The sequence below is a fragment of the Methanohalophilus portucalensis genome, from assembly GCF_002761295.1.
Taxonomy (GTDB): domain Archaea; phylum Halobacteriota; class Methanosarcinia; order Methanosarcinales; family Methanosarcinaceae; genus Methanohalophilus; species Methanohalophilus portucalensis.
In genome coordinates this window covers 705,346-723,929 of record NZ_CP017881.1, presented here as the reverse complement: position 1 = coordinate 723,929, position 18,584 = coordinate 705,346, and the positions used below count along the sequence as shown (strand labels likewise).

21 protein-coding genes are annotated in these 18,584 nt (G+C 41.8%); 11 read left to right on the top strand and 10 right to left on the bottom strand.

Features of this window, described 5'->3' with window-relative positions; genetic code table 11:
• Positions 1 to 42: 42 nt before the first annotated feature.
• From BKM01_RS03905 to BKM01_RS03895, 3 genes are read right to left on the bottom strand one after another with little or no spacing between them, the layout of a single operon-like run.
• Positions 43 to 405: a DUF2149 domain-containing protein gene (locus BKM01_RS03905; RefSeq protein ID WP_072359740.1), complete on the bottom strand. Its 363-nt coding sequence runs from the start codon at positions 403 to 405 to the stop codon at positions 43 to 45.
• On the bottom strand, positions 402 to 1,025 hold the full coding sequence (locus BKM01_RS03900) for a MotA/TolQ/ExbB proton channel family protein (protein WP_072359743.1): 624 nt from the start codon (positions 1,023 to 1,025) through the stop codon (positions 402 to 404). Before BKM01_RS03900 ends, BKM01_RS03905 begins: the two co-directional genes overlap by 4 nt.
• Positions 1,026 to 1,046: 21 nt before the next feature.
• On the bottom strand, positions 1,047 to 1,724 hold the full coding sequence (locus BKM01_RS03895) for a DUF2162 domain-containing protein (RefSeq protein WP_072359744.1): 678 nt from the start codon (positions 1,722 to 1,724) through the stop codon (positions 1,047 to 1,049).
• A gap of 324 nt (positions 1,725 to 2,048) precedes the next feature.
• Between BKM01_RS03895 and BKM01_RS03890 the strand changes: the two genes are divergently transcribed.
• The 4 genes from BKM01_RS03890 to BKM01_RS03875 all read left to right on the top strand — a co-directional run bounded on the left by BKM01_RS03890 (position 2,049) and on the right by BKM01_RS03875 (position 5,334).
• On the top strand, positions 2,049 to 3,104 hold the full coding sequence (locus BKM01_RS03890) for a 60S ribosomal export protein NMD3 (RefSeq protein WP_072359746.1): 1,056 nt from the start codon (positions 2,049 to 2,051) through the stop codon (positions 3,102 to 3,104).
• Positions 3,101 to 4,240 (top strand): ATP-grasp domain-containing protein, encoded by a 1,140-nt coding sequence (locus tag BKM01_RS03885; protein ID WP_072359748.1) that lies wholly within the window; start codon positions 3,101 to 3,103, stop codon positions 4,238 to 4,240. The genes BKM01_RS03890 and BKM01_RS03885 overlap by 4 nt, the downstream gene beginning before the upstream one ends.
• A gap of 83 nt (positions 4,241 to 4,323) precedes the next feature.
• Positions 4,324 to 4,818 carry a transcription factor gene (locus BKM01_RS03880; RefSeq protein ID WP_072359750.1) on the top strand — a complete coding sequence of 165 codons (495 nt, stop codon included), beginning with the start codon at positions 4,324 to 4,326 and terminating at the stop codon, positions 4,816 to 4,818.
• Between the two features lie 3 nt (positions 4,819 to 4,821).
• Entirely contained in the window at positions 4,822 to 5,334 is a 513-nt protein-coding gene (locus BKM01_RS03875) for a TIGR00295 family protein (protein WP_072359752.1), read from the top strand.
• A 3-nt stretch (positions 5,335 to 5,337) separates the two neighbouring features.
• On the opposite strand, the gene BKM01_RS03870 is transcribed toward BKM01_RS03875, so the two are convergent.
• Positions 5,338 to 6,198 carry a PHP domain-containing protein gene (locus tag BKM01_RS03870; RefSeq protein ID WP_072359753.1) on the bottom strand — a complete coding sequence of 287 codons (861 nt, stop codon included), beginning with the start codon at positions 6,196 to 6,198 and terminating at the stop codon, positions 5,338 to 5,340.
• Positions 6,199 to 6,515: 317 nt separating this feature from the next.
• Between BKM01_RS03870 and BKM01_RS10885 the strand changes: the two genes are divergently transcribed.
• Positions 6,516 to 6,653, top strand: a complete 138-nt coding sequence (locus tag BKM01_RS10885; protein ID WP_169922774.1) for a hypothetical protein — start codon at positions 6,516 to 6,518, stop codon at positions 6,651 to 6,653.
• 222 nt (positions 6,654 to 6,875) lie between these two features.
• On the opposite strand, the gene BKM01_RS03865 is transcribed toward BKM01_RS10885, so the two are convergent.
• The 4 genes from BKM01_RS03865 to BKM01_RS03850 all read right to left on the bottom strand — a co-directional run bounded on the left by BKM01_RS03865 (position 6,876) and on the right by BKM01_RS03850 (position 9,622).
• The gene (locus BKM01_RS03865; protein WP_072359755.1) at positions 6,876 to 7,676 is read right to left on the bottom strand and encodes an ABC transporter permease; all 801 of its coding nucleotides are present in this window, start codon (positions 7,674 to 7,676) and stop codon (positions 6,876 to 6,878) included.
• 9 nt (positions 7,677 to 7,685) lie between these two features.
• On the bottom strand, positions 7,686 to 8,318 hold the full coding sequence (locus BKM01_RS03860; protein WP_072359757.1) for an ABC transporter ATP-binding protein: 633 nt from the start codon (positions 8,316 to 8,318) through the stop codon (positions 7,686 to 7,688).
• 210 nt (positions 8,319 to 8,528) lie between these two features.
• Positions 8,529 to 9,251 carry a DNA/RNA nuclease SfsA gene (gene sfsA / locus BKM01_RS03855; protein ID WP_072360276.1) on the bottom strand — a complete coding sequence of 241 codons (723 nt, stop codon included), beginning with the start codon at positions 9,249 to 9,251 and terminating at the stop codon, positions 8,529 to 8,531.
• Positions 9,252 to 9,277: 26 nt separating this feature from the next.
• Positions 9,278 to 9,622 carry a DUF5518 domain-containing protein gene (locus BKM01_RS03850; RefSeq protein WP_072359759.1) on the bottom strand — a complete coding sequence of 115 codons (345 nt, stop codon included), beginning with the start codon at positions 9,620 to 9,622 and terminating at the stop codon, positions 9,278 to 9,280.
• 81 nt (positions 9,623 to 9,703) lie between these two features.
• On the opposite strand from BKM01_RS03850, the gene BKM01_RS03845 reads away from it, so the two are divergent.
• The 5 genes from BKM01_RS03845 (at position 9,704) to BKM01_RS03825 (ending at position 15,348) form a co-directional block, all read left to right on the top strand.
• Positions 9,704 to 10,516: a metallophosphoesterase gene (locus tag BKM01_RS03845; RefSeq protein WP_072359761.1), complete on the top strand. Its 813-nt coding sequence runs from the start codon at positions 9,704 to 9,706 to the stop codon at positions 10,514 to 10,516.
• A 285-nt stretch (positions 10,517 to 10,801) separates the two neighbouring features.
• The gene (locus BKM01_RS03840; RefSeq protein ID WP_072359764.1) at positions 10,802 to 11,308 is read left to right on the top strand and encodes a DUF367 family protein; all 507 of its coding nucleotides are present in this window, start codon (positions 10,802 to 10,804) and stop codon (positions 11,306 to 11,308) included.
• Between the two features lie 14 nt (positions 11,309 to 11,322).
• Positions 11,323 to 11,775, top strand: a complete 453-nt coding sequence (locus BKM01_RS03835) for a TIGR00725 family protein (protein WP_072359766.1) — start codon at positions 11,323 to 11,325, stop codon at positions 11,773 to 11,775.
• 104 nt (positions 11,776 to 11,879) lie between these two features.
• The gene (locus tag BKM01_RS03830) at positions 11,880 to 14,093 is read left to right on the top strand and encodes a DNA topoisomerase I (RefSeq protein WP_072359768.1); all 2,214 of its coding nucleotides are present in this window, start codon (positions 11,880 to 11,882) and stop codon (positions 14,091 to 14,093) included.
• Between the two features lie 13 nt (positions 14,094 to 14,106).
• Positions 14,107 to 15,348 carry an MBL fold metallo-hydrolase gene (locus BKM01_RS03825; protein WP_072359770.1) on the top strand — a complete coding sequence of 414 codons (1,242 nt, stop codon included), beginning with the start codon at positions 14,107 to 14,109 and terminating at the stop codon, positions 15,346 to 15,348.
• Here the strand turns inward: BKM01_RS03825 and mobA are convergent.
• Positions 15,335 to 15,994, bottom strand: a complete 660-nt coding sequence (mobA, locus tag BKM01_RS03820) for a molybdenum cofactor guanylyltransferase (RefSeq protein WP_143744137.1) — start codon at positions 15,992 to 15,994, stop codon at positions 15,335 to 15,337. The two genes, BKM01_RS03825 and mobA, sit on opposite strands and share 14 nt — an antisense overlap.
• 42 nt (positions 15,995 to 16,036) lie before the next feature.
• On the opposite strand from mobA, the gene BKM01_RS03815 reads away from it, so the two are divergent.
• On the top strand, positions 16,037 to 16,588 hold the full coding sequence (locus BKM01_RS03815) for a ferredoxin domain-containing protein (RefSeq protein ID WP_072359772.1): 552 nt from the start codon (positions 16,037 to 16,039) through the stop codon (positions 16,586 to 16,588).
• 3 nt (positions 16,589 to 16,591) lie between these two features.
• Here the strand turns inward: BKM01_RS03815 and BKM01_RS03810 are convergent, their stop codons facing one another.
• Complete coding sequence (locus BKM01_RS03810) at positions 16,592 to 18,574, bottom strand: DUF460 domain-containing protein (RefSeq protein ID WP_072359774.1); 1,983 nt, start codon at positions 18,572 to 18,574, stop codon at positions 16,592 to 16,594.
• Positions 18,575 to 18,584 lie beyond the last annotated feature (10 nt).

Here is an 18,584-nt window from a genome sequence, read left to right as displayed (position 1 = left end):
ATCGATCAACTTGTTTTTATATAACAAAAAAAATAAAATGGGTTATCCTCCCGATTCGTTTTTACCCTCGGGCACATAAACCACCCGTCCATCTGCCAGCTGGTAGGCCGTACCCAGCGCCTCACCTGACCCGCCTCCAATCTGTTCGGTCATGTTCAATACTTCAATGTCCTGACCTTCCTTGACGATAATCTTCATGTTTTCCTCACCAGGATTCTTTACAATGGTCACATCATCCGTGGGAGACAACAATTCCGGCAGTTGGAAGGACATTACCAAGGCCACAAGCAGAGCTACGGAGAAGACCATGGCTATGTCGAAAAGGTTGGCCACGCCTGTTAAGGGGTTCTGTTCATCTCCTTCATAAAGCAGGCCGCTTCGCCTGTATTTCTTTTGCTTCCTCATTCCTCACCCTCCATACACTCAAGCAGATAATTGATATCAGCCATATCCTGCCAGTACCATCTTTTACGCACAAGCGTCAGGACATACCCGACTATTCCGGCAAACAGACCGAGTACTGTTGTTGCAAAAGCCACCATCAGGTTATGCGCCAGCTGCAGGATGTTACCTTCTGCGAGTCCGATCAAAGCCGGACCAAGGGGAATAAGGGTTCCCATCAGGCCTATCATTGGGGCAACCGTGGAAAGGATCTTGGTATACTCCAGGTTCTTGGTCATCCTGACTTCATACTCCTCGGAAAGCCAGTCGATAGATGTGGCAGCACTGCTGCCAAGATGGGCAGCAGCGTCGCGGGCAAATGACATCACAAGGGAGTTTTGCTTGAGTTCTCCCAGATGTGAAGCAGCAGAATTGAAATCAGAAGATTTCACGGAATCCTGCACCCTTTTCCCCACATCCTCAAGCTGGGTGACATTGCGATGCCTCTTGGAATATTCGGAAATGAACTCACCGATCAAGGCCAGAGATGATACCACTGCTAACAAAAGCAGTATGATAACAGGATACAATAGTGAAGAAGAAACTGTATACATTATCTGGAATAAAGAAGAATCTATTGCCATTTTTTATTATCACTCCTTAAATTAATGCTGGGTTTTGATGCGATTAAGTGCAAAGCCGGCAGATATGAGAATTGCAAAGCCGATGAAGGGTATGATGTCAAATTCAGGGCCGCTGAAAGTCGGAAGGCCCATTTGTTTTGCGTGCATGTAGGCAGGGGCAATTATTGCACCCATCAGGTAGAACAGACCCAGGAAAGTCATGGCATTGCCCAAGGTTGTTGGGTCCTTTTTAAGCCTCCTGACAACCAGGGAAGAGGAAATGATAGAAACAAAAAAGATGACACCAACTCCAAGTCCCAGAAGCGCACTGCTGATCTCAACGGTATTGGAAAGCAGCATAATCGACATAAAAAGGGCTGCAAGGCATACCGGACAGGGCAGGGAGATCACAAGGAAAGTCTTATGGGATACATCCACTCCGCAATTCCATTTTTTGGATGTGTATATTCCCACTCCCAAAAGCAAGAGAGCCATTACCACATGCAGGCCCATCCCAAGCTGGGAAGCATTCAGCAGGTAGGATATATCGATGTAATTGAGAATTACACCTATAATTACTGATAAGACAAAATACATCCCTGCAATTGTTAACAGCTGTCTGCGATCGATAGTCGAGCATCCACATCCCACTCCGGCCTTAACTGCAAACACAGCTATTGCCAGCAGAATTCCTATGACCGTTAAATATACTGCACTCATTGATATACAACCACCATTATTCGGACAAATGAAACTTACTCCAAGTTCCTATTATACCGTGTACAACCCAATAATTAATCCATCTGACCGGTTTACAAATCAAATACACTTGCTATCTTCAGTATGTCCATAGTATATAAAAAAAAGTTTTAGAATAACATGTGTAACCCAGTTGGGTAACATAGATTGTCCTTTATAAAAAAAAGAGCCTGGCCTTAAGGCAATTAATATAAAAAAAGGGTTATCAAAGGATATATTGAAACAGAAATCCCAACAATATGTCCAAAAGACTAATATACAACACAACATCAAATGCAGCGTCTAATGAAAGAACTCATATGCCCTAAATGTGGCAATACTACTCACAATCTTTATGAAAATGTGTGCAAGAACTGTTTTTTCAAGCAGTTTAAACTTGCCGAATTAGACCCGGTCATAAGCACCCAGATCTGTGCCAGATGTGGCTCCAAGTACGAAAGAGGACAGTGGACAGATACAAAACACGATACAAATACAGTACTTGAGAAAGTTGAAAGAGAATTGTTGCTTCATGAAAATGCAGACATAATTGAACTTGGATTTGAACCTCAAAAACTGACGCCCTACCAGTATATTGTTAATGTTTACATTCAGGCAGAAATCTACGGCATGCCTCTGGAAGAAAAACTTACAACTGAGGTCCGTGTCCAGCGCAGTGTCTGTGATGCATGCAGCAGGATAGCTGCCGGTTACTATGAAGGAATCATCCAGCTTAGGGCAAGTAACAGGAATCCTACGGATGAAGAAAAGAAAAAATGTGACCACCTGGTCCGTGACACCCTGATCAGGATGGAAAAAAAAGGGGACAGACTGGCTTTTATTTCAAACATGTCTTCATCAAAGGAAGGAACAGATTACTATATCGGCTCATCTGGCGCCTGCAGGCAGATCTGTAAAATTATAACATCCAAACTTGGAGGAGAGCATCAGGAATCCCCTTCCCTGTTCAGCCAGCGAGATGGTAAGGAGCTCTATCGAGTATCATATGCGGTACGCCTGCCAAAATATGTTCCCGGAGATGTTCTCTATTTTAATAATCAGGTATTGCAAATAAAAAATTGTGATAAAAAAGCCAAATGTATAGACCTGCAAACCGGCAAGAAAGTTATTGCATCCATAGAAGATATCGAAAAGGCCGAGTTCCTGGGTGTATACAATGATGCAATACGGGCTGTACTGGTGGCAATTGAAGACAATGCCATAATGGTCCTTGATCCCACAAACTACCAGACAGTGACCCTCAAAAAACCCTTTTTCCTGACTGCCAGAGAGGGAGAGGAAATTCCGGTACTTAAAACCGAATATGGAATAATACCCATCCCCGAAGAGATAAAAGCATGAAAAACATCCTGATAATCGGGTACAGCAGCAGGAATATTGCCTGTTCTGCCAGGGGTGCAGGATATAATGTATATGCAATTGATGCTTTTTGTGACCGGGATCTGGAATATAATACATGCAAATGCCATGCTTTGATGGAAGAAGACATCCATGAAGTGGATAGGGAAGAAATTGTCCGGATAATGGATAATTTCGAAACGGATTTTGACGGAGTTGTCCTGGGCTCGGGGTTTGAAAAGCTTGAGAGGGAAATCTTTGACTGCCCGGTCCTGAATAATTCTGTAAGACAGATGAGAACTGTATCGGATAAAAAACTTTTTGCAGAAGAATTACAAAAACTTGGTATCCACCATCCTGAAACCCATGTAGCTACGAATCCTCCGCAAATAAACACCCCAATGATACTCAAGCCAGCAATGGGGGGCGGAGGGATTTTCAATAAAATAGTAACCAGTGCAGGTGAACTGGAATACCAGATTGACAATCTATGCAAAGCCGGAAATTTCAAACCGGATGAACTTATTCTGCAGGAAGTCATACACGGCACTGCAGCAAGTGTTTCCATGATAAGTGATGGAAATCAGGCTACTACAATTGCTGTTAATGAGCAACTCATAGGAATTCCCTGGCTCACCAACATGCAGTTTGCCTATTGTGGAAATATTACTCCCATGCAGACACCCCATGAAAAGGAAATGATTGAAATCTGCAAAAAATTATGTAAACATTTTGAACTGAAAGGCTCCAATGGAATGGATTTCATAATTACGGAGAAGGGACCCGTGATACTGGAAATAAATGCCAGGTTCCAGGGAAGCCTGGATAGTGTGGAAATTGCAACAGGAATCAATCTATTCCAGGCTCATGTAGATGCATTTAAGGGTATATTGCCAGAAAAACCAAAATACCAGCGGTGGGGTGGGAGAACTATACTGTATGCTTCTGAAAAACCGGTTACTGTCAGCAAACAAATATCTGAAGCCTTTGGAAAGGGGCATTTTGCAGACATCCCGAAATCCGGATATAAGGCATACCCGGATGAGCCGGTTGTTTCGATACTGTCAGAGGGTAATTCCAGAAGCGATGTAATTGGACATATGAAAGAACAGGCGAAAATGCTGCATAAGATAGTGTAATGCAACCCCATAACTATAAATAAAATGAAAGGTAGAAAACGTAAACTCTACTTATTACTAATTCCTTTCCATGAGGCGATCAATTGATAGATTTAAATGACCCTGTAGTACGAGGATACCTGATTCAGCTGCTTGGAGAAGAAGGAATCACAATGATTGAGAACATGCCCGAAGGTGAAGTCACCGACGAGGAAATAGCAGAAGCTACGGGTGTGTTATTGAATATTGTTCGAAGAAACCTATTCATAATGAACGAGAATAAACTCTCCGTATGTCGCCGTGAAAGGGATTCAAGCAGCGGCTGGCTGACATACCTCTGGCAACTTGACATGGATGACATAGACACCCAGCTGACAAAAGAGAAGAAAAAACTCGTTAAGAACCTTCAGGCTCGTCTGGATTTTGAAGAGGATAACGTATTTTACGTCTGCCCGGAAGGATGCATAAGGATTCTATTCAACAATGCAGCTGACTGCCATTTTCTTTGTCCGGTATGTGGTGAAGACCTGACCTTCCAGGAAAATACGGAAATGGTTGAGACACTAAAAGAAAGACTTACTGCCTTGCAGGAAAGTTGAGCAATGATCTCTTACAGGGATGCAATACTGTTACTCAAAAACGAAGGGTGCTCTGAAAAAGTAATCCAGCACTGCATTGAAGTATCAAGGGCATCCGAAGAGATCGCAGGCAGGCTTCAAAAAAGGGGCTACGATGTCGATATTGAACTCGTCAGAATCGGCGGGCTTTTACATGATATCGGAAGAGGTACCACACACGGCATCATGCATGCAGATGCCGGTAGCCGGCGTGCGACTGAACTGGGCCTTAATGAAAAACTAATAGATATTATAAGGAACCATATTGGTGCAGGTATCCCTGCGGAGGAGGCAAAAGAAATGGGACTTCCGCCACAGGATTATATTCCCCTCTCCATGGAAGAGAAAGTAGTTGCTCATGCGGATAATCTTGTGAAGGGAACAAAACGCATATCCACAGAGGAGCGCATCAACCGAATGAAGAAAAAAGGTGTCGGCAAAGAGGCCATAGAAAGAGTTCATGAACTTGCCGAAGAACTTGGAATAAAGCAACTTTAAATTTTATGGGATACAGGAAAGCAGTGGTCTTACCCGAACACTCTGCAACACTTTCTCCTGATCATAACCAAACCCATAAGAGTAATACTGACCAAGAGGGCATCTGCCCTTATGGCCCGGTCCATGATAATCCGAACCACCGGTTTTTAAAAGACCATAGCGATCAGCTATTGAATTCATTACAGATACATTCATCATACGGCTTTGCCCATAGAATGTTTCAAAGCCATCAATGCCCATATCGACCATGTCTGAAGCGATTTTCAAAAGATTATCAACCTGACCTTGTTCTCCAAGTGTTCTCAGAAGATGAGCACAGACCGCTTTGCCACCTGCCTTTTGTATCATAGAAATAGCATCTTTAACAGGCATCGAAGAAGTACCCACAACACATGGGGAATCCGAACTTAGCCATTCATTATGAAAATCAAACGCTGAAATCTCCCTGTTTGTGACCGCTTTTGCAATATCATGTGTGGTAACCGTACCTTTTGAATAGGAAAGGGAAGATATATTGACTTCCCACCCATGCTCTCCCAGAAGAGAGGATATCTCTTTTGCCCTCTCAAATCTTTCACCAGCCATCTTTGCAAGCACACTTTTTAATTTGGTATTCCCAACATCAATGCCCATACCCAGTATATGAAATTCCATTCCCGCATATCTGGCTGTCAATTCCACTCCCGGAATTAATTCAACACCATATCTTGACGTAGTGTCACCAACAGAAAGAACACCATCCAGTGTATCGTGATCCGTAAGACATATAGACTTCAGTCCCACTTCAGAAGCTTCCTTAACAAGCTCTTCAGGTGAAAGTGTACCATCGGAATAGAAAGAATGTGTATGCATGTCAATAATCATATTTTACCCCTTATAGAATCAAATGTGCCCGGCCCTCAGATAAACTCATAATCCATATATAATTTGTGCCAGAATTGTATATATAAGACATTTAATATATACTTAATGTTAATTGGCTTTGTAGAAATCCTCATGAGAATACAAATGCAACCACATCGAACACAATTTTCAAAGAAAATCTTCGCTTTCTCTGTGTTTTCTTTTGCTTATACGTGAAGTATAGATTTTCTGCAAAGCCAATTTCATAGAAACTCATAAATAGTGTTTAAAACGAATTATACTGCTGCATAAGGAAAATGCAACGAAGGTATTTGATTATGGCAATGTCGAAAAAAGATATAAACAGAAAAAAGGGTGCAAAGAGAGAAAAACTGGCAAAACTGGAAGAATTAGCAGCCGGCGGCGACAAAGATGCCAAAAAGAAACTTGCCAAGGAAAAAAAGAAAGGAAAATAACTTCCTTTCACTTGAAAAATGAATTTGATGAAGACATCTATAATTAAAGAAATGTAAAATGAAGTTCTATTTTTAAAAACGGAGATATGGGGAAGAACTGAAGGTTACAAAATACATAAATCAGATGAAAGTGGCCAAGTTCAAATTTTTAAATTATAATAGATACAGAGCTATCACTGTTTCAGTAATTATTCAAATGATGAATTCTACAGAGCCTTTTAATCATACTTTTTTAATATCTTCGACCATCAGGTCATAATCATCAAAGCCTTTCTCCACGACTACAATCACACAAACCAGGACACCCAGCACAGTAGTTACAAAAATAGCTACCATTATGGTTATCTGGTATTTGATAGCCAGTATGGGATTCACTCCCCCCAATATCTGACCGGTCATCATACCCGGCAGGAATACTATACCCATTGTTGCCATGTTGGCAAGAGTCGGTTTGAGAGAAGATAGCATACTCCTTTGCATATAGGGAAATAAGGCTTCTTTCCTGGATGCACCAACACAAAGCCTGTACAGGTAACGTTGCTCATTGTTCTTTACATCTTGATAAAAATCGTTCAATGCAACAATATTTGCACGCAAGGAGTTACCCATAAGCATACCTGCAATGGGTATGAGGTAGCGAGCTTCAAAGATATCATCAAGTTTTATGATAAAACCGGTAAAATAAAACAGAACCAGTATGTTTGCAATGGAAAAAAGGATCAGCATTGTGGGAAGAAAAGGTCCTGTCTTGAACTCTGTTCCTTCGAGTATGGTATATGTCGCAAAGAACAGCATTACAAATACCCATAAAACGTTAATAAGCGGGTTATTAATATCAAAAACTACGGTAAGCAGAAGCCCTATCAGGAATAACTGGAAAGACATCCGCGATACGATAATGACACTTTTCTTTATGATACCCAATTTGAAATAATAACTTACCAGAAAGGGAAGAATAAGCAACAAGGCGCAGAATATGAATCCGGAAACACCGATGTTTTGAATTACGTTAATTTCTGCCATCTATGCACCTCATTTGTTTGGAATATCCACAACACGCAAACCTTCTTTTTCCCACTGGGGATCGTGTGAAATGACAACTACTGTTAATGAAGGGTCATTGACAAAATAGTCAACTACCTTTGATTTTAATGAAGAATCGAGGGAAGAAGTGGGTTCATCAAGCAATAATACATTTCTTTCCAGAAGTAGAGACAAAATGAGTACAATACGCTGTTTTTCCCCTCCAGAGAGAGATTTGAATTCTTTTTTGAGAATGGAATCATCAAGTTCAAACCATTCAAGCAACCTTTGGATTTTTTCAAAAGAAGGAGTAAACCCAACGGCATTATAGGAGAATATAGTGTCAAAGAACTCGTTTACACTATCTCTTCCAACATCAACATTCTGGGGAACATAGGCTACTTTTGTACGCACAAGAGAAACAGAATTACCATTAACCGGCAAATCCTTAAAATAAACATCCCCACCTGAAGGACGCATCAATCCCAGCAGACACAGGAAAAGGGTGGATTTACCGGTTCCGGATTTCCCCCTGATTAGAACTTTTTCACCTTCATTTATTGTAAGATTGAAATTCTCCAGAACCTTCTGATGCGAATGAATAATGCTAAGGTCCCTGTATTCAATAATATTTTTATCCATATACACCAACAGATTCCCATATAGCAGAAAGTAGAAGAGTAAACACCATATTTATGGTTTGTTATACATAAAATATATACTCATTATTGGCATATACATAATCAGCCTCAAATAAGTAATTGGCTCTGTATATGCTTATTCTTGAGTGTATTGAAAAGAACATACAACTTGCACATTACTAATTTTTATCTAGTGTGGCTTGTAGCCAATTCAAATTTCATGTGAAGAAAGTATCTTATAAAAATAAATAATCCCTTCCCGAAAAGTAAACAGAAGCGGATAAAAATCTACTCCTGCCTCCCTGGCCTTTTGATATGCCCCGTAAAATCCCGGATCCATTAGCCGGTTAGGGGAAAAATATTTTGCATCAGGCCTGAAAACCAAGAAAAGAACTGCTGCATGATCCCTGTTTCTCTTTGCCAGTGTAAGTTCATCAAGGTGACGCTTGCCCCTTGTTGTAGGAGCATCGGGAAAGAGGGCTACTTCATCCCTAACAAGGGTACACCCTTTAATCTCTACCCAAATACGTTTGTCCCCTTTGAAAACAAGAAAATCCAGTCTGCTTTCACCAAGTTTTTGCTCAGGCAAAATTGAATCCACCTGTCCCAGAGGACTAATATCAGGATCCGATAATACCCACTCAGCAATCTTGCGATGATATGCAGAATTTACAAGTACCCAGCCATCATCCTTTTTTGCAGCAATGAGATCCCATTTTGTTTTACGATGGGGATTTGTCGCCTTTTTCAGTAGTAACCGGTTTTCCCTGTAAAGCAGATCAACCAGCCTTCCGGGGTCGTGAACATGGACCTCCACGTTTTGTATACCAGATGACGGAATATCTACAATCGCAACAAACCGGTTGGGACGGCTGATGAAGACGGCTTCAGCATCCCATCCAATATGCATCACCTGTTTTTCTGATTCAGGCATATACATACCAATAATCTGACATACTTTTAATCATGAGCCAGCAGCCCACCGAGAACTGCTCCAATAATACCAATTATACCGGTATGCAACATAATCAGGAAGAACATGCCTGCACCCAGTCCTGTTACAATTGCCATCAAACCCGGTATATTTTGGAAAAGGGAACCCACAAAGCCTGCCAGAATAAAACCGGGAATCACCATCAATATGAACATTAATGTGCCTACTAAAAAGCCATCCCATGCAGAGCGCACCTCGGAATAAGCTCCTGCAAAGCCGCCTATAAATGGAGAAAACATGTTTACAAACGGAACTAAATAAAGTACAAATGTTACTATCAAGCCTATGACGGCACCTTTAATCAAACCCATTTTTCGCCTCCATCAATATGAGCCCCATATCAACCAGAATCAATTTAAATATTCCTCTACAGAAGTCTAAAGAGAGTGGATATGAACCAGAACGAACAATTTCAGGCCAATCTAACACATGCGAGAAACTTGTTCAGGGAAGAAGATGCAGTAATAAGAATAAAAGAGCTTCCCACAATGATAATCGGGGATTTGCATGGGGACCTTGAAGCCCTGAACATGGCAATTTCAATTAAAGAAGAGTTAGAGCCTGCAAATATAATATTCCTGGGAGATTATGTAGATCGTGGAAGAAATTCTGCAGAAGTCCTTTCAAGATTGTTGGAATTAAAGATTGCCTCACCAAAAAATGTCTTCCTCCTGAGAGGGAATCATGAAACAAAGCAGATGAACGAGAAAAGTGGATTCTTTGATGAGCTGAAGGATAGTGAGCTGTTCAATTTTGCTAATATCGTGTTTGAAGAAATGCCTGTAGCAGCTGTAATAAACAAAAAAATATTCTGCGTCCACGGCGGTATCGAGGATATTATAAAAACAACAGCGATCACAAAACAAAATTCATTTAATTATCTCTGGAATGACCCGTCTGAGATACCGGGCCTGAACTTCTCCATAAGAGGAAGAGATATACGGACCTTTGGCCCTGACATTGTGGAAAGATTTCTGCACCTTAATGACCTGCAAATGATTATTCGTGCCCATAGTTCACTGGATACAGGATATAAATGGTGGTTTGGAAATAAATTACTTTCAATACATTCCACACTGAATAACCATAGCAATCCTGCAAAGGGTGCTGTTTGCCTGATCAAAAAGGATCAGCTTGAAATATACACATATGGAAAAACTGAATATGGCACAAGGATTATTGACAAAACCAGGAATGATCTTTGATTGTAAAATACCCTGGATTCCGAAAAGTCTAATTATACTAAAAAAGACATCCCAAATATGCAAAAAGAGGAATGGAATTGTACAAAGTATTCGCCGTTAACATTTAAATAATAGAACAACCCTCATTTTATAGTAGGACAGATTAGCAAGTCTGCCCGCCCCCGTAAACTACGGGAGCAAATATCATACAACCACCTTTGTTGATTCTGGCCGGCACGAAACCGGCCGAATCACACGCTTTTTTTGAACAAACAATATGTATCATTAATGAATAATATAGCCTGAATGAAAGAATTCAGACTCCATATTTATCATGCCCGTCAATGTGATCCCAAAAAATGCACAGGTAAAAGACTCAAAAAATTTGATCTGGTCCGACTGCATGAAAAAATAAATTCACTCCCAAAGGGATCCATCTTACTGGACCCACTGGCAGAAAAAGCCCTTTCTCCTGCAGACGGTGAGATTTCAGACATTATTGTCCTTGACTGTTCCTGGAATACTGTGGAAGAAATTTTTCCTAAACTGTTGCGCCGCAAGTTACAGCATCGTGCGTTGCCCTATCTACTAGCTTCAAATCCGGTGAATTTTGGCAAACCTTTTAAAATGAATTCTGTCGAAGCTTTTGCAGCGGCTTTATATATTCTGGGAAACAAAGATCAGGCGGAAAATATTCTGTCAAAATTCCGATGGGGACATACTTTTCTGGAACTTAACAGAGAACCTCTGGAAGATTATAGTAAAGCAAACAATAGTGAAGACATCATACAAATCCAGAATGAATACATCTGAGACGGAGGCAAAATATGGAGATACAGATTGGAGTTATCGGAGCCGGGTCCTGCGACAGTGAAATCGACAGCCTTGCAGAAGAGGTGGGAAGGGAGATTGCAAAACGGAGAGCCTGCCTTCTTTGTGGTGGCATGAAAGGTGTTATGGAAGCTGCCTGCAGGGGATGTAAGAAAGAAGGCGGCAAAACTATTGGAATACTGCCCGGGCCTTCTGCAAATGAAGCAAACCCTTATGTTGACATCGCCATAGTAACGGACATGGGACATGCAAGAAATGCAATCATTGCGGCTTCATGCGATGCGGCTATAGCAGTTGGCGGGGAATATGGTACATTATCAGAGATAGCACTGTCTATTAAAAACGGCAAACCAGTCATCAGACTTTGTTCAAAGTGGGATATTGAAGGAACAATCCCTGCCCATTCGGCAAAAGAAGCGGTAGATATGGCATTTAAAAAGATAAATTGAGACTACGTTATTGATATTTGCTGAAAGATACATTTATATGCAATGACTCTTTTGACAGAAATATTTATAGATAATAGAAAAAACAACTTATAACCTGATTCTCAATGCACCTGATAATAGCCGAAAAACAAATTGCAGCAAGAAGAATTGCATCTATTCTCAGTCCAAAAAAGCCGCAGAAAAAAAGGATTAGCGGTATTGACTCCTATGAGTTTGGGAACGATGAAAAAACCATAGTTATCGGGCTTAGCGGACATATAGTCCAGCTCGATTTCCCTCCCGCATATAATAACTGGCAGAAGGTTGAAGCAAAAGAACTCGTAGACGCCGAACTTATTGTTACACCCACCCACGCAAAAATTGTGAGCGCCCTGAAAAAACTCGGTAAAAAAGCAACAAAGGTTACGATTGCCACTGACTACGATAGGGAAGGTGAGCTTATTGGTGTTGAAGCTCTCAATATCGTAAAGGGAGTAAACGAAAACATCGAATATGAAAGGGCAGTATACAGTGCAATCACACCTGCAGCTATCAAGGAAGCATTCGAAAACACTACAAAAATCGATTTCAATCTCGCAGATGCAGGACATTCCAGACAGGTGATTGATCTGGTATGGGGTGCCAGTCTCACACGTTTTATTTCCCTGGCCTCCAGAAGACTTGGAAAGCAATTCCTATCGGTCGGACGTGTACAGTCACCAACCCTTGCCCTTATTGTGGACAGAGAAAAAGAGAGAGAAGCTTTTGTACCTACACCTTACTGGGAAATATATGTAGACCTGGCTAAAAACGGAGAAAATTTCAAAATCAGGCATAAGAAAACCCGCTTCTGGGAAAAGGAAGAAGCAGACCGGGTATTTGGAGTTATTGGTGATGAAGCACTGGTCTCTTCCCTGGAAACTTCCACTAAAGAAGACAAGCCACCCACGCCGTTCAATACAACCGAATTCATAAGGGCTGCCAACTCGATTGGATTTACCCCGGCCAATGCCATGAGAATAGCAGAATCCCTCTATACCAACGGTTATATTTCATACCCCAGGACCGACAATACTGTCTATCCCTCAACAATTGACCTGCGGGAACAGATAGAAATTTTCTCTAAAGGCCATTTCAGTGAATATGCAAAAAAGCTGTTGGCAAAAAAAGAGCTCAAACCCACAAAGGGAAAGAAAGAAACTACAGACCATCCGCCAATCTTCCCTGCATCAGTTGCGAAGAAATCCCAGCTTAAGGAAGATGAATGGAAACTGTATGAACTTGTAGTCAGGCGTTTCTTTGCTACGTTTGCCGAAAATGCAGAATGGGAAACCATGAAAGTCAGGTTTGATATCAATGAAGAGGAATTCAGGGCAAATGGTTCCAGGCTTGTAAAGTCAGGATGGAGATGGTATTACCCCTACAATGCTCCGGAAGATAGATTATTCCCTGCTTTGGAAGAAGGGGAGATACTTCCTGTTAATGATAAAGAAATGCTTGATAAGGAAACGAACCCTCCGGGCAGATACGGTCAGGGAAGACTTATCAAAATGATGGAAGACATGGCCTTGGGAACAAAAGCCACACGTCATGAGATTATAAGCAAACTTTACTCAAGAGCATACGTGCATGGCAATCCCCTCCAGCCTACCCAGACTGCATATGCGGTGGTAGAAGGCCTGGAAAATTATGCCCCCACAATTACCAGACCAGACATGACCAGTACCCTTGAAGAAGACATGGATCGCATTGCAGAGGGCAATACATCTGAAGAAAAGGTACTGCAGCAATCCAGGTACATGCTGACAGATGTCTTTAAGGAACTGGAGGATAACCGTGAGAAAATATCCGAATCCCTCAGGGAAGGCCTGAGAAAAGATAAGATCATTGGCAAATGTCCGGATTGTGGCTGTGACCTGATCGTACGACGCTCACGCCGGGGTTCAAGATTTATCGGATGCGAGGGATATCCCGACTGTACATTTTCCCTGCCCCTTCCAAAAAGCGGACATATACTTGTTACCGACAAGACATGTGACAAACACAGCCTGTACCACATAAAAGTAAAGGGGCAGAAGAAAAGAGCATGGGATCTGGGGTGTCCCTATTGTAACTACCTTGAATGGAAAGAAGAACAAAAGAAAGAAAAAGCTGCAACACCTCGACCGGAAAAGATCAGTGATATTCCGGGTATCGGGAAAGTTACCGAAGAAAAACTAAATTCTGCAGGCATTTCAACTGTCGATGAACTTGAAAATTCAGATGCAAACGAAATTTCAAAAACTACAAATATACCTCTGGGTAAAATAATCCGATGGCAGGAAGCAGTTGCATATTAAAGGGGAGAAAACTATGCGTATTGATTTTAAGGGGGGTTGCAGGGAGGTAGGACGATCTGCAATTCTGGTGAATGAAGAGATCCTGATAGATTACGGCATCAAACCGGGAGACAGGCCTGATTATCCTGTAGATGGCATTTTTCCGAAAAGCATTTTTGTCTCCCACGGCCATCTTGACCATTGCGGAGCGGTTCCCAACCTCATGGACCTGAGTCCAGAGGTGTACATGACACATATGACATCCAGGTTTACTGAAATCCTGGGCAGGGACACACTAAAAATATCAGAAAGAAGAGGATTACCCGAACCGTATGATGAAGGAGATTTGCAGAAACTTTCCCAGATTACAAGAAGAAAGCACTTTGGAGAAGAGGTCAGGACAAACGACTATCTTGCCAGGATCTATAGTGCAGGGCACATACCGGGTGCATCATCGATATATCTTGAGGATAAAAAAGGAGAAAGTCTGCTTTATACAGGTGATATAAGTACCATTGATTCCAGGCTTGTATCAAAAGCTGACACAATGCCTGATGCGGATATATTGATTACAGAGAGCACATACTTCGGAGAAGACCACCCACCCCGACAGGAGATCGAGAAGGCATTTATTGAATCTATTATTGATACAATTGATATTGGTGGTACGGTCATTATCCCTGCTTTTGCCATTGGACGGACACAGGAAATTATGATGTTACTCCATTCGGAGAAGATTCCCTGTTTTGTGGATGGCATGGGAGTGGCAATGACAGATGAGATGCTGAATCATCCAGAATATCTAAAAGATCCACAAAAACTGGAAAAGGCATTTGGTTTTGCTACTACTGTAAAAGGAAACAAGAGAAATAAAATTCCTCTGGAAGGTTCGGTCATAGTAACAACTGCGGGAATGCTTAATGGCGGTCCTGTACTCCATTATCTGGATAAGAAAGCTGACGATCCGAAAACAAAAGTAATGCTTACGGGATACCAGGTAGAAGGAACAAATGGCAGACTTGCTCTTGATAGTGGTTTTCTCGAAATAAATGACCGAATACAACATCTGAGATGCAAACTGGAGCAATACGATTTTTCGGCCCATTGCGGGGATAAAGAGTTGAAAGAACTCGTAAGGGACTTTTGCGACAGGGGAACTGAAACCGTGTACACAATGCACGGGGATGATGCGGAAGAGTTCGCACAATGGATACGGGACGAGATTGGTGTTGAGGCCTATGCCCCTTCAACCGGTGAAACCCTTATGACCCGTTGAAATCATTCCTGACTGCCCTGAGGTCATCCAGAGTATTAATATTTTGGAGGCATGCAAAGAATGGATCCATTTTTTCAATTTCAGCTATATCCACTTCAACCATGTCATTCATTTCAAATACGGGTGACAGAATGAAATACCTGTTATCCCGTATCGACTTTTCAATGAGGGGAATCAGCAGGCAAACTCTGTAAACTGCACAGAGAGGCTCATAACTGCCGTTTTTTCTTTTTATGAGAGCGCAATCGTGACCTTTGGACCTTGAGAAGAGAAACTCAACTATTTTAGGGTCAGGAAAAGGCATATCACAGGCTGTGACAAAAATATATTCATAAGAGGCAGCTTTTAATCCTGCCAGTATGCCTGCAAGGGGGCCGACACCTTCCTGCTCGTCAAAAGCCGTCGGTAATTTTCCCATAACTGGAGCAAGTAAATCATATTGGTGTTTATCCCGCAGGGATATTATTATTTCATCCACAAGAGGCTCGAGTGTGCTGATTATCCGGCTGATTACAGGCGTTCCTTCAATCTCTATCAGGGCCTTTTCTTTATAACCAAACCGTTTTCCTTTTCCTCCTGCAAGTATCAGGGCCGAACGTGGCATAGTGCCAACAATCCCGGCATTGAATATTACATTTTCGTGCAATATCCGAAACAATTAAAGACCAGTATTATCAATCCGTTATGCATGGAACAAAATCCGGAAAAAAAAGAAGTAGCAGAAATGGCGAGGATCATATTAGCAGCAGCCAGAACTGCTCCAAAGGGCAAGGGAATTGATGATATAGTAACTGCCCTGGCTGATAGAAAAGATATGGAAGATATCGCAAGCAAGATGGAAAATATCGCTGATGAAAAGGGTGATGGATTCCAATTCCTGAAAAGGGATGCAGCAAATGTAAGACAGGCGGATGCCTTTATAGCTATAGGAGTCAAACATGCCGAGCCGCTTAAATTAAACTGTGCTGCCTGCGGCTTTGCAACATGTGCAGAAATGAAAGCTCAAAAAAGGATAGAAGGAGATTATGCGGGTCCTAACTGTGCTTTCAAGAACATAGACCTCGGAATTGCTATTGGATCTGCTGTGGCTAAAGCAAAAGACCTGTGCATAGATAACCGTATAATGTACTCGGCAGGAAACGCTGCACGTTCACTGGGTTTGGTAGAAGCGGATGTCGTTATGGGAATTCCATTAAGCGTTTCAGGAAAGAATCCTTTCTTTGACAGGAAATGGCCCTGAATATCAGGTTATGCCACGACGGCGCTCACTTCTATATTCATCCACAAGGGATTTTAATTTCTCTTCCTCTTTTTCTTTTTTCCAGTGATCAGCTATGCCAAACCAGTTTTCAATTGCAATTTTCAAAGTTTTAGGAGATACAACTGCAAAATCACCCTCCTTTTGTATTTCCAGATCTTCAATTACAGGAATACTTTTCTCGAAAAATACCTCTTTTGCCGCATAAGATATTCCTGCAGGCACGATCAGCGCTTTTGGTGAATAATCGGCAAGCAGGCCAGCAGTTGAAGCGCTTCCTCCACTGGGGTCCTGGAAATAAACAACATCACCTTTTTTTAAGCCATATACATCTGCTACATTCAAGATGGCTTCACGGCTAAAAGAGGAAATGACCTTCACAGGAATGCCTTCACCCCTGCTTTCCATCTTTTTTATACGTTTAAGGCGATTTACCTGAGCCCTGGAATCATGAAGTCTCTTATTCAGACGTTTGATATCCTTTTTAAGGTTCGCAATTTTCTTATTACGAATTGAAATCTCTTTTTCCTTTTGCAGTTTAATACGTTCAGTTTCACGCATTTGCCGAATTTTTGATTCCAGGTTGGAGATTGTACTATCCCTTGACCTGCGTTGATCAATGAGCTCTTTCACATATTCCTGCAATTCAGCAATCTCCAAATCCCTGCTTTTGAGTTTTTCTGTCATTTTACGGTAGGTTTCATCATCAATACCATCAGAAAAAGAATCAGAAGTTTCTGCTGCACTTTTTTGGGCCTTCAATGGTTGCTTCTTTTCCTTCAAAGAACTAATAGCCTCTTCTATGGATGAACCTTTGATAACTTCGACTTTTATTTTATCGATATCCATGTAAGGAGGAGACTTGCTTTCAATCTTCAGGAAAAGTTGTCTGTATTTTTTATAAGCTGATATGGCAGCGGAAAGAGAATCTCTTTCATGGTCATTGGAGTAACCATGAGGTTTTGCCAGTTCAATCTTTTCTTCCGATGGAATGGGGCCACCAGGAGAATAACTGACAGCACTGAAACTACGCCTGATTTTTTCCACTGCTGCAGGCATTGGGTATACATCGGTCGCCACTATTGCAGGTTTACCGTATTCAGAAATAAGTTTCACCACTTCATCATGGGAAATACCCCGATAACTGGCGCAATGTAGAACATCACCTTCAAGGGAAAGTATGGAAAGGCCAACAGTCGTGCCCGGGTCAACACCCACGATGGTAGGCCTACGTTCCTTGCTTTTCAAAGGTATGTACTGTATCTTATCCCTCACAAGACTCCTGACATTTACCTGCACATCCGAACCTGATGAAGAATGGATGGGTATGTCGGACTTGCGTGCATTAACGGTAAATTCACACCTGACATAACCTCCAAAACCCTTGACGACTTTGCTTGTATAATTGAAGTTGCGCTCCTTTGCAGCCCCTTTAAGTATCGACTCGATCTCACGGCTTTTTACTTTCACAGCTCCGTGAACCTTACGTCGATAACGATTCTGACTCCAACCTCCCCGGCCAAGAGAACGCGCCCTGCTTACCTTTATTTTTGTTTTATCCTCAAAAAGGGATACTTCCACTCCTACCCCCATTTCAGCCAGTCTTGCACAGGCTTCTGCTTCATCCCCGGGATCACGGGGATTTATTGAAATATCATACTTGTGGGCAAGAAAGGGCAGGGAAACCTGCTTCAATCCACCTGTGACCTGTACGAGTTTCACACCTGAAGGGAGTTTTTCCAGGAAATGAATCAGTTCCTTCTTATCTTTTGCCAGTTCATAGATATTGTCTACAGCTATCATCATTGGATGATCATCTTTTATCATCCTGAAAATACGATGCATTTTCAACATCGAATGCCTGTAAACCGAACCGTCTTTCAGGATAGCAACTGCATAACGTGGAACCTGACCGGAACGCGGCGACCCCCTGGCAACGTCTATACCATAAATGGTATTTGATGTCATTATCTATATT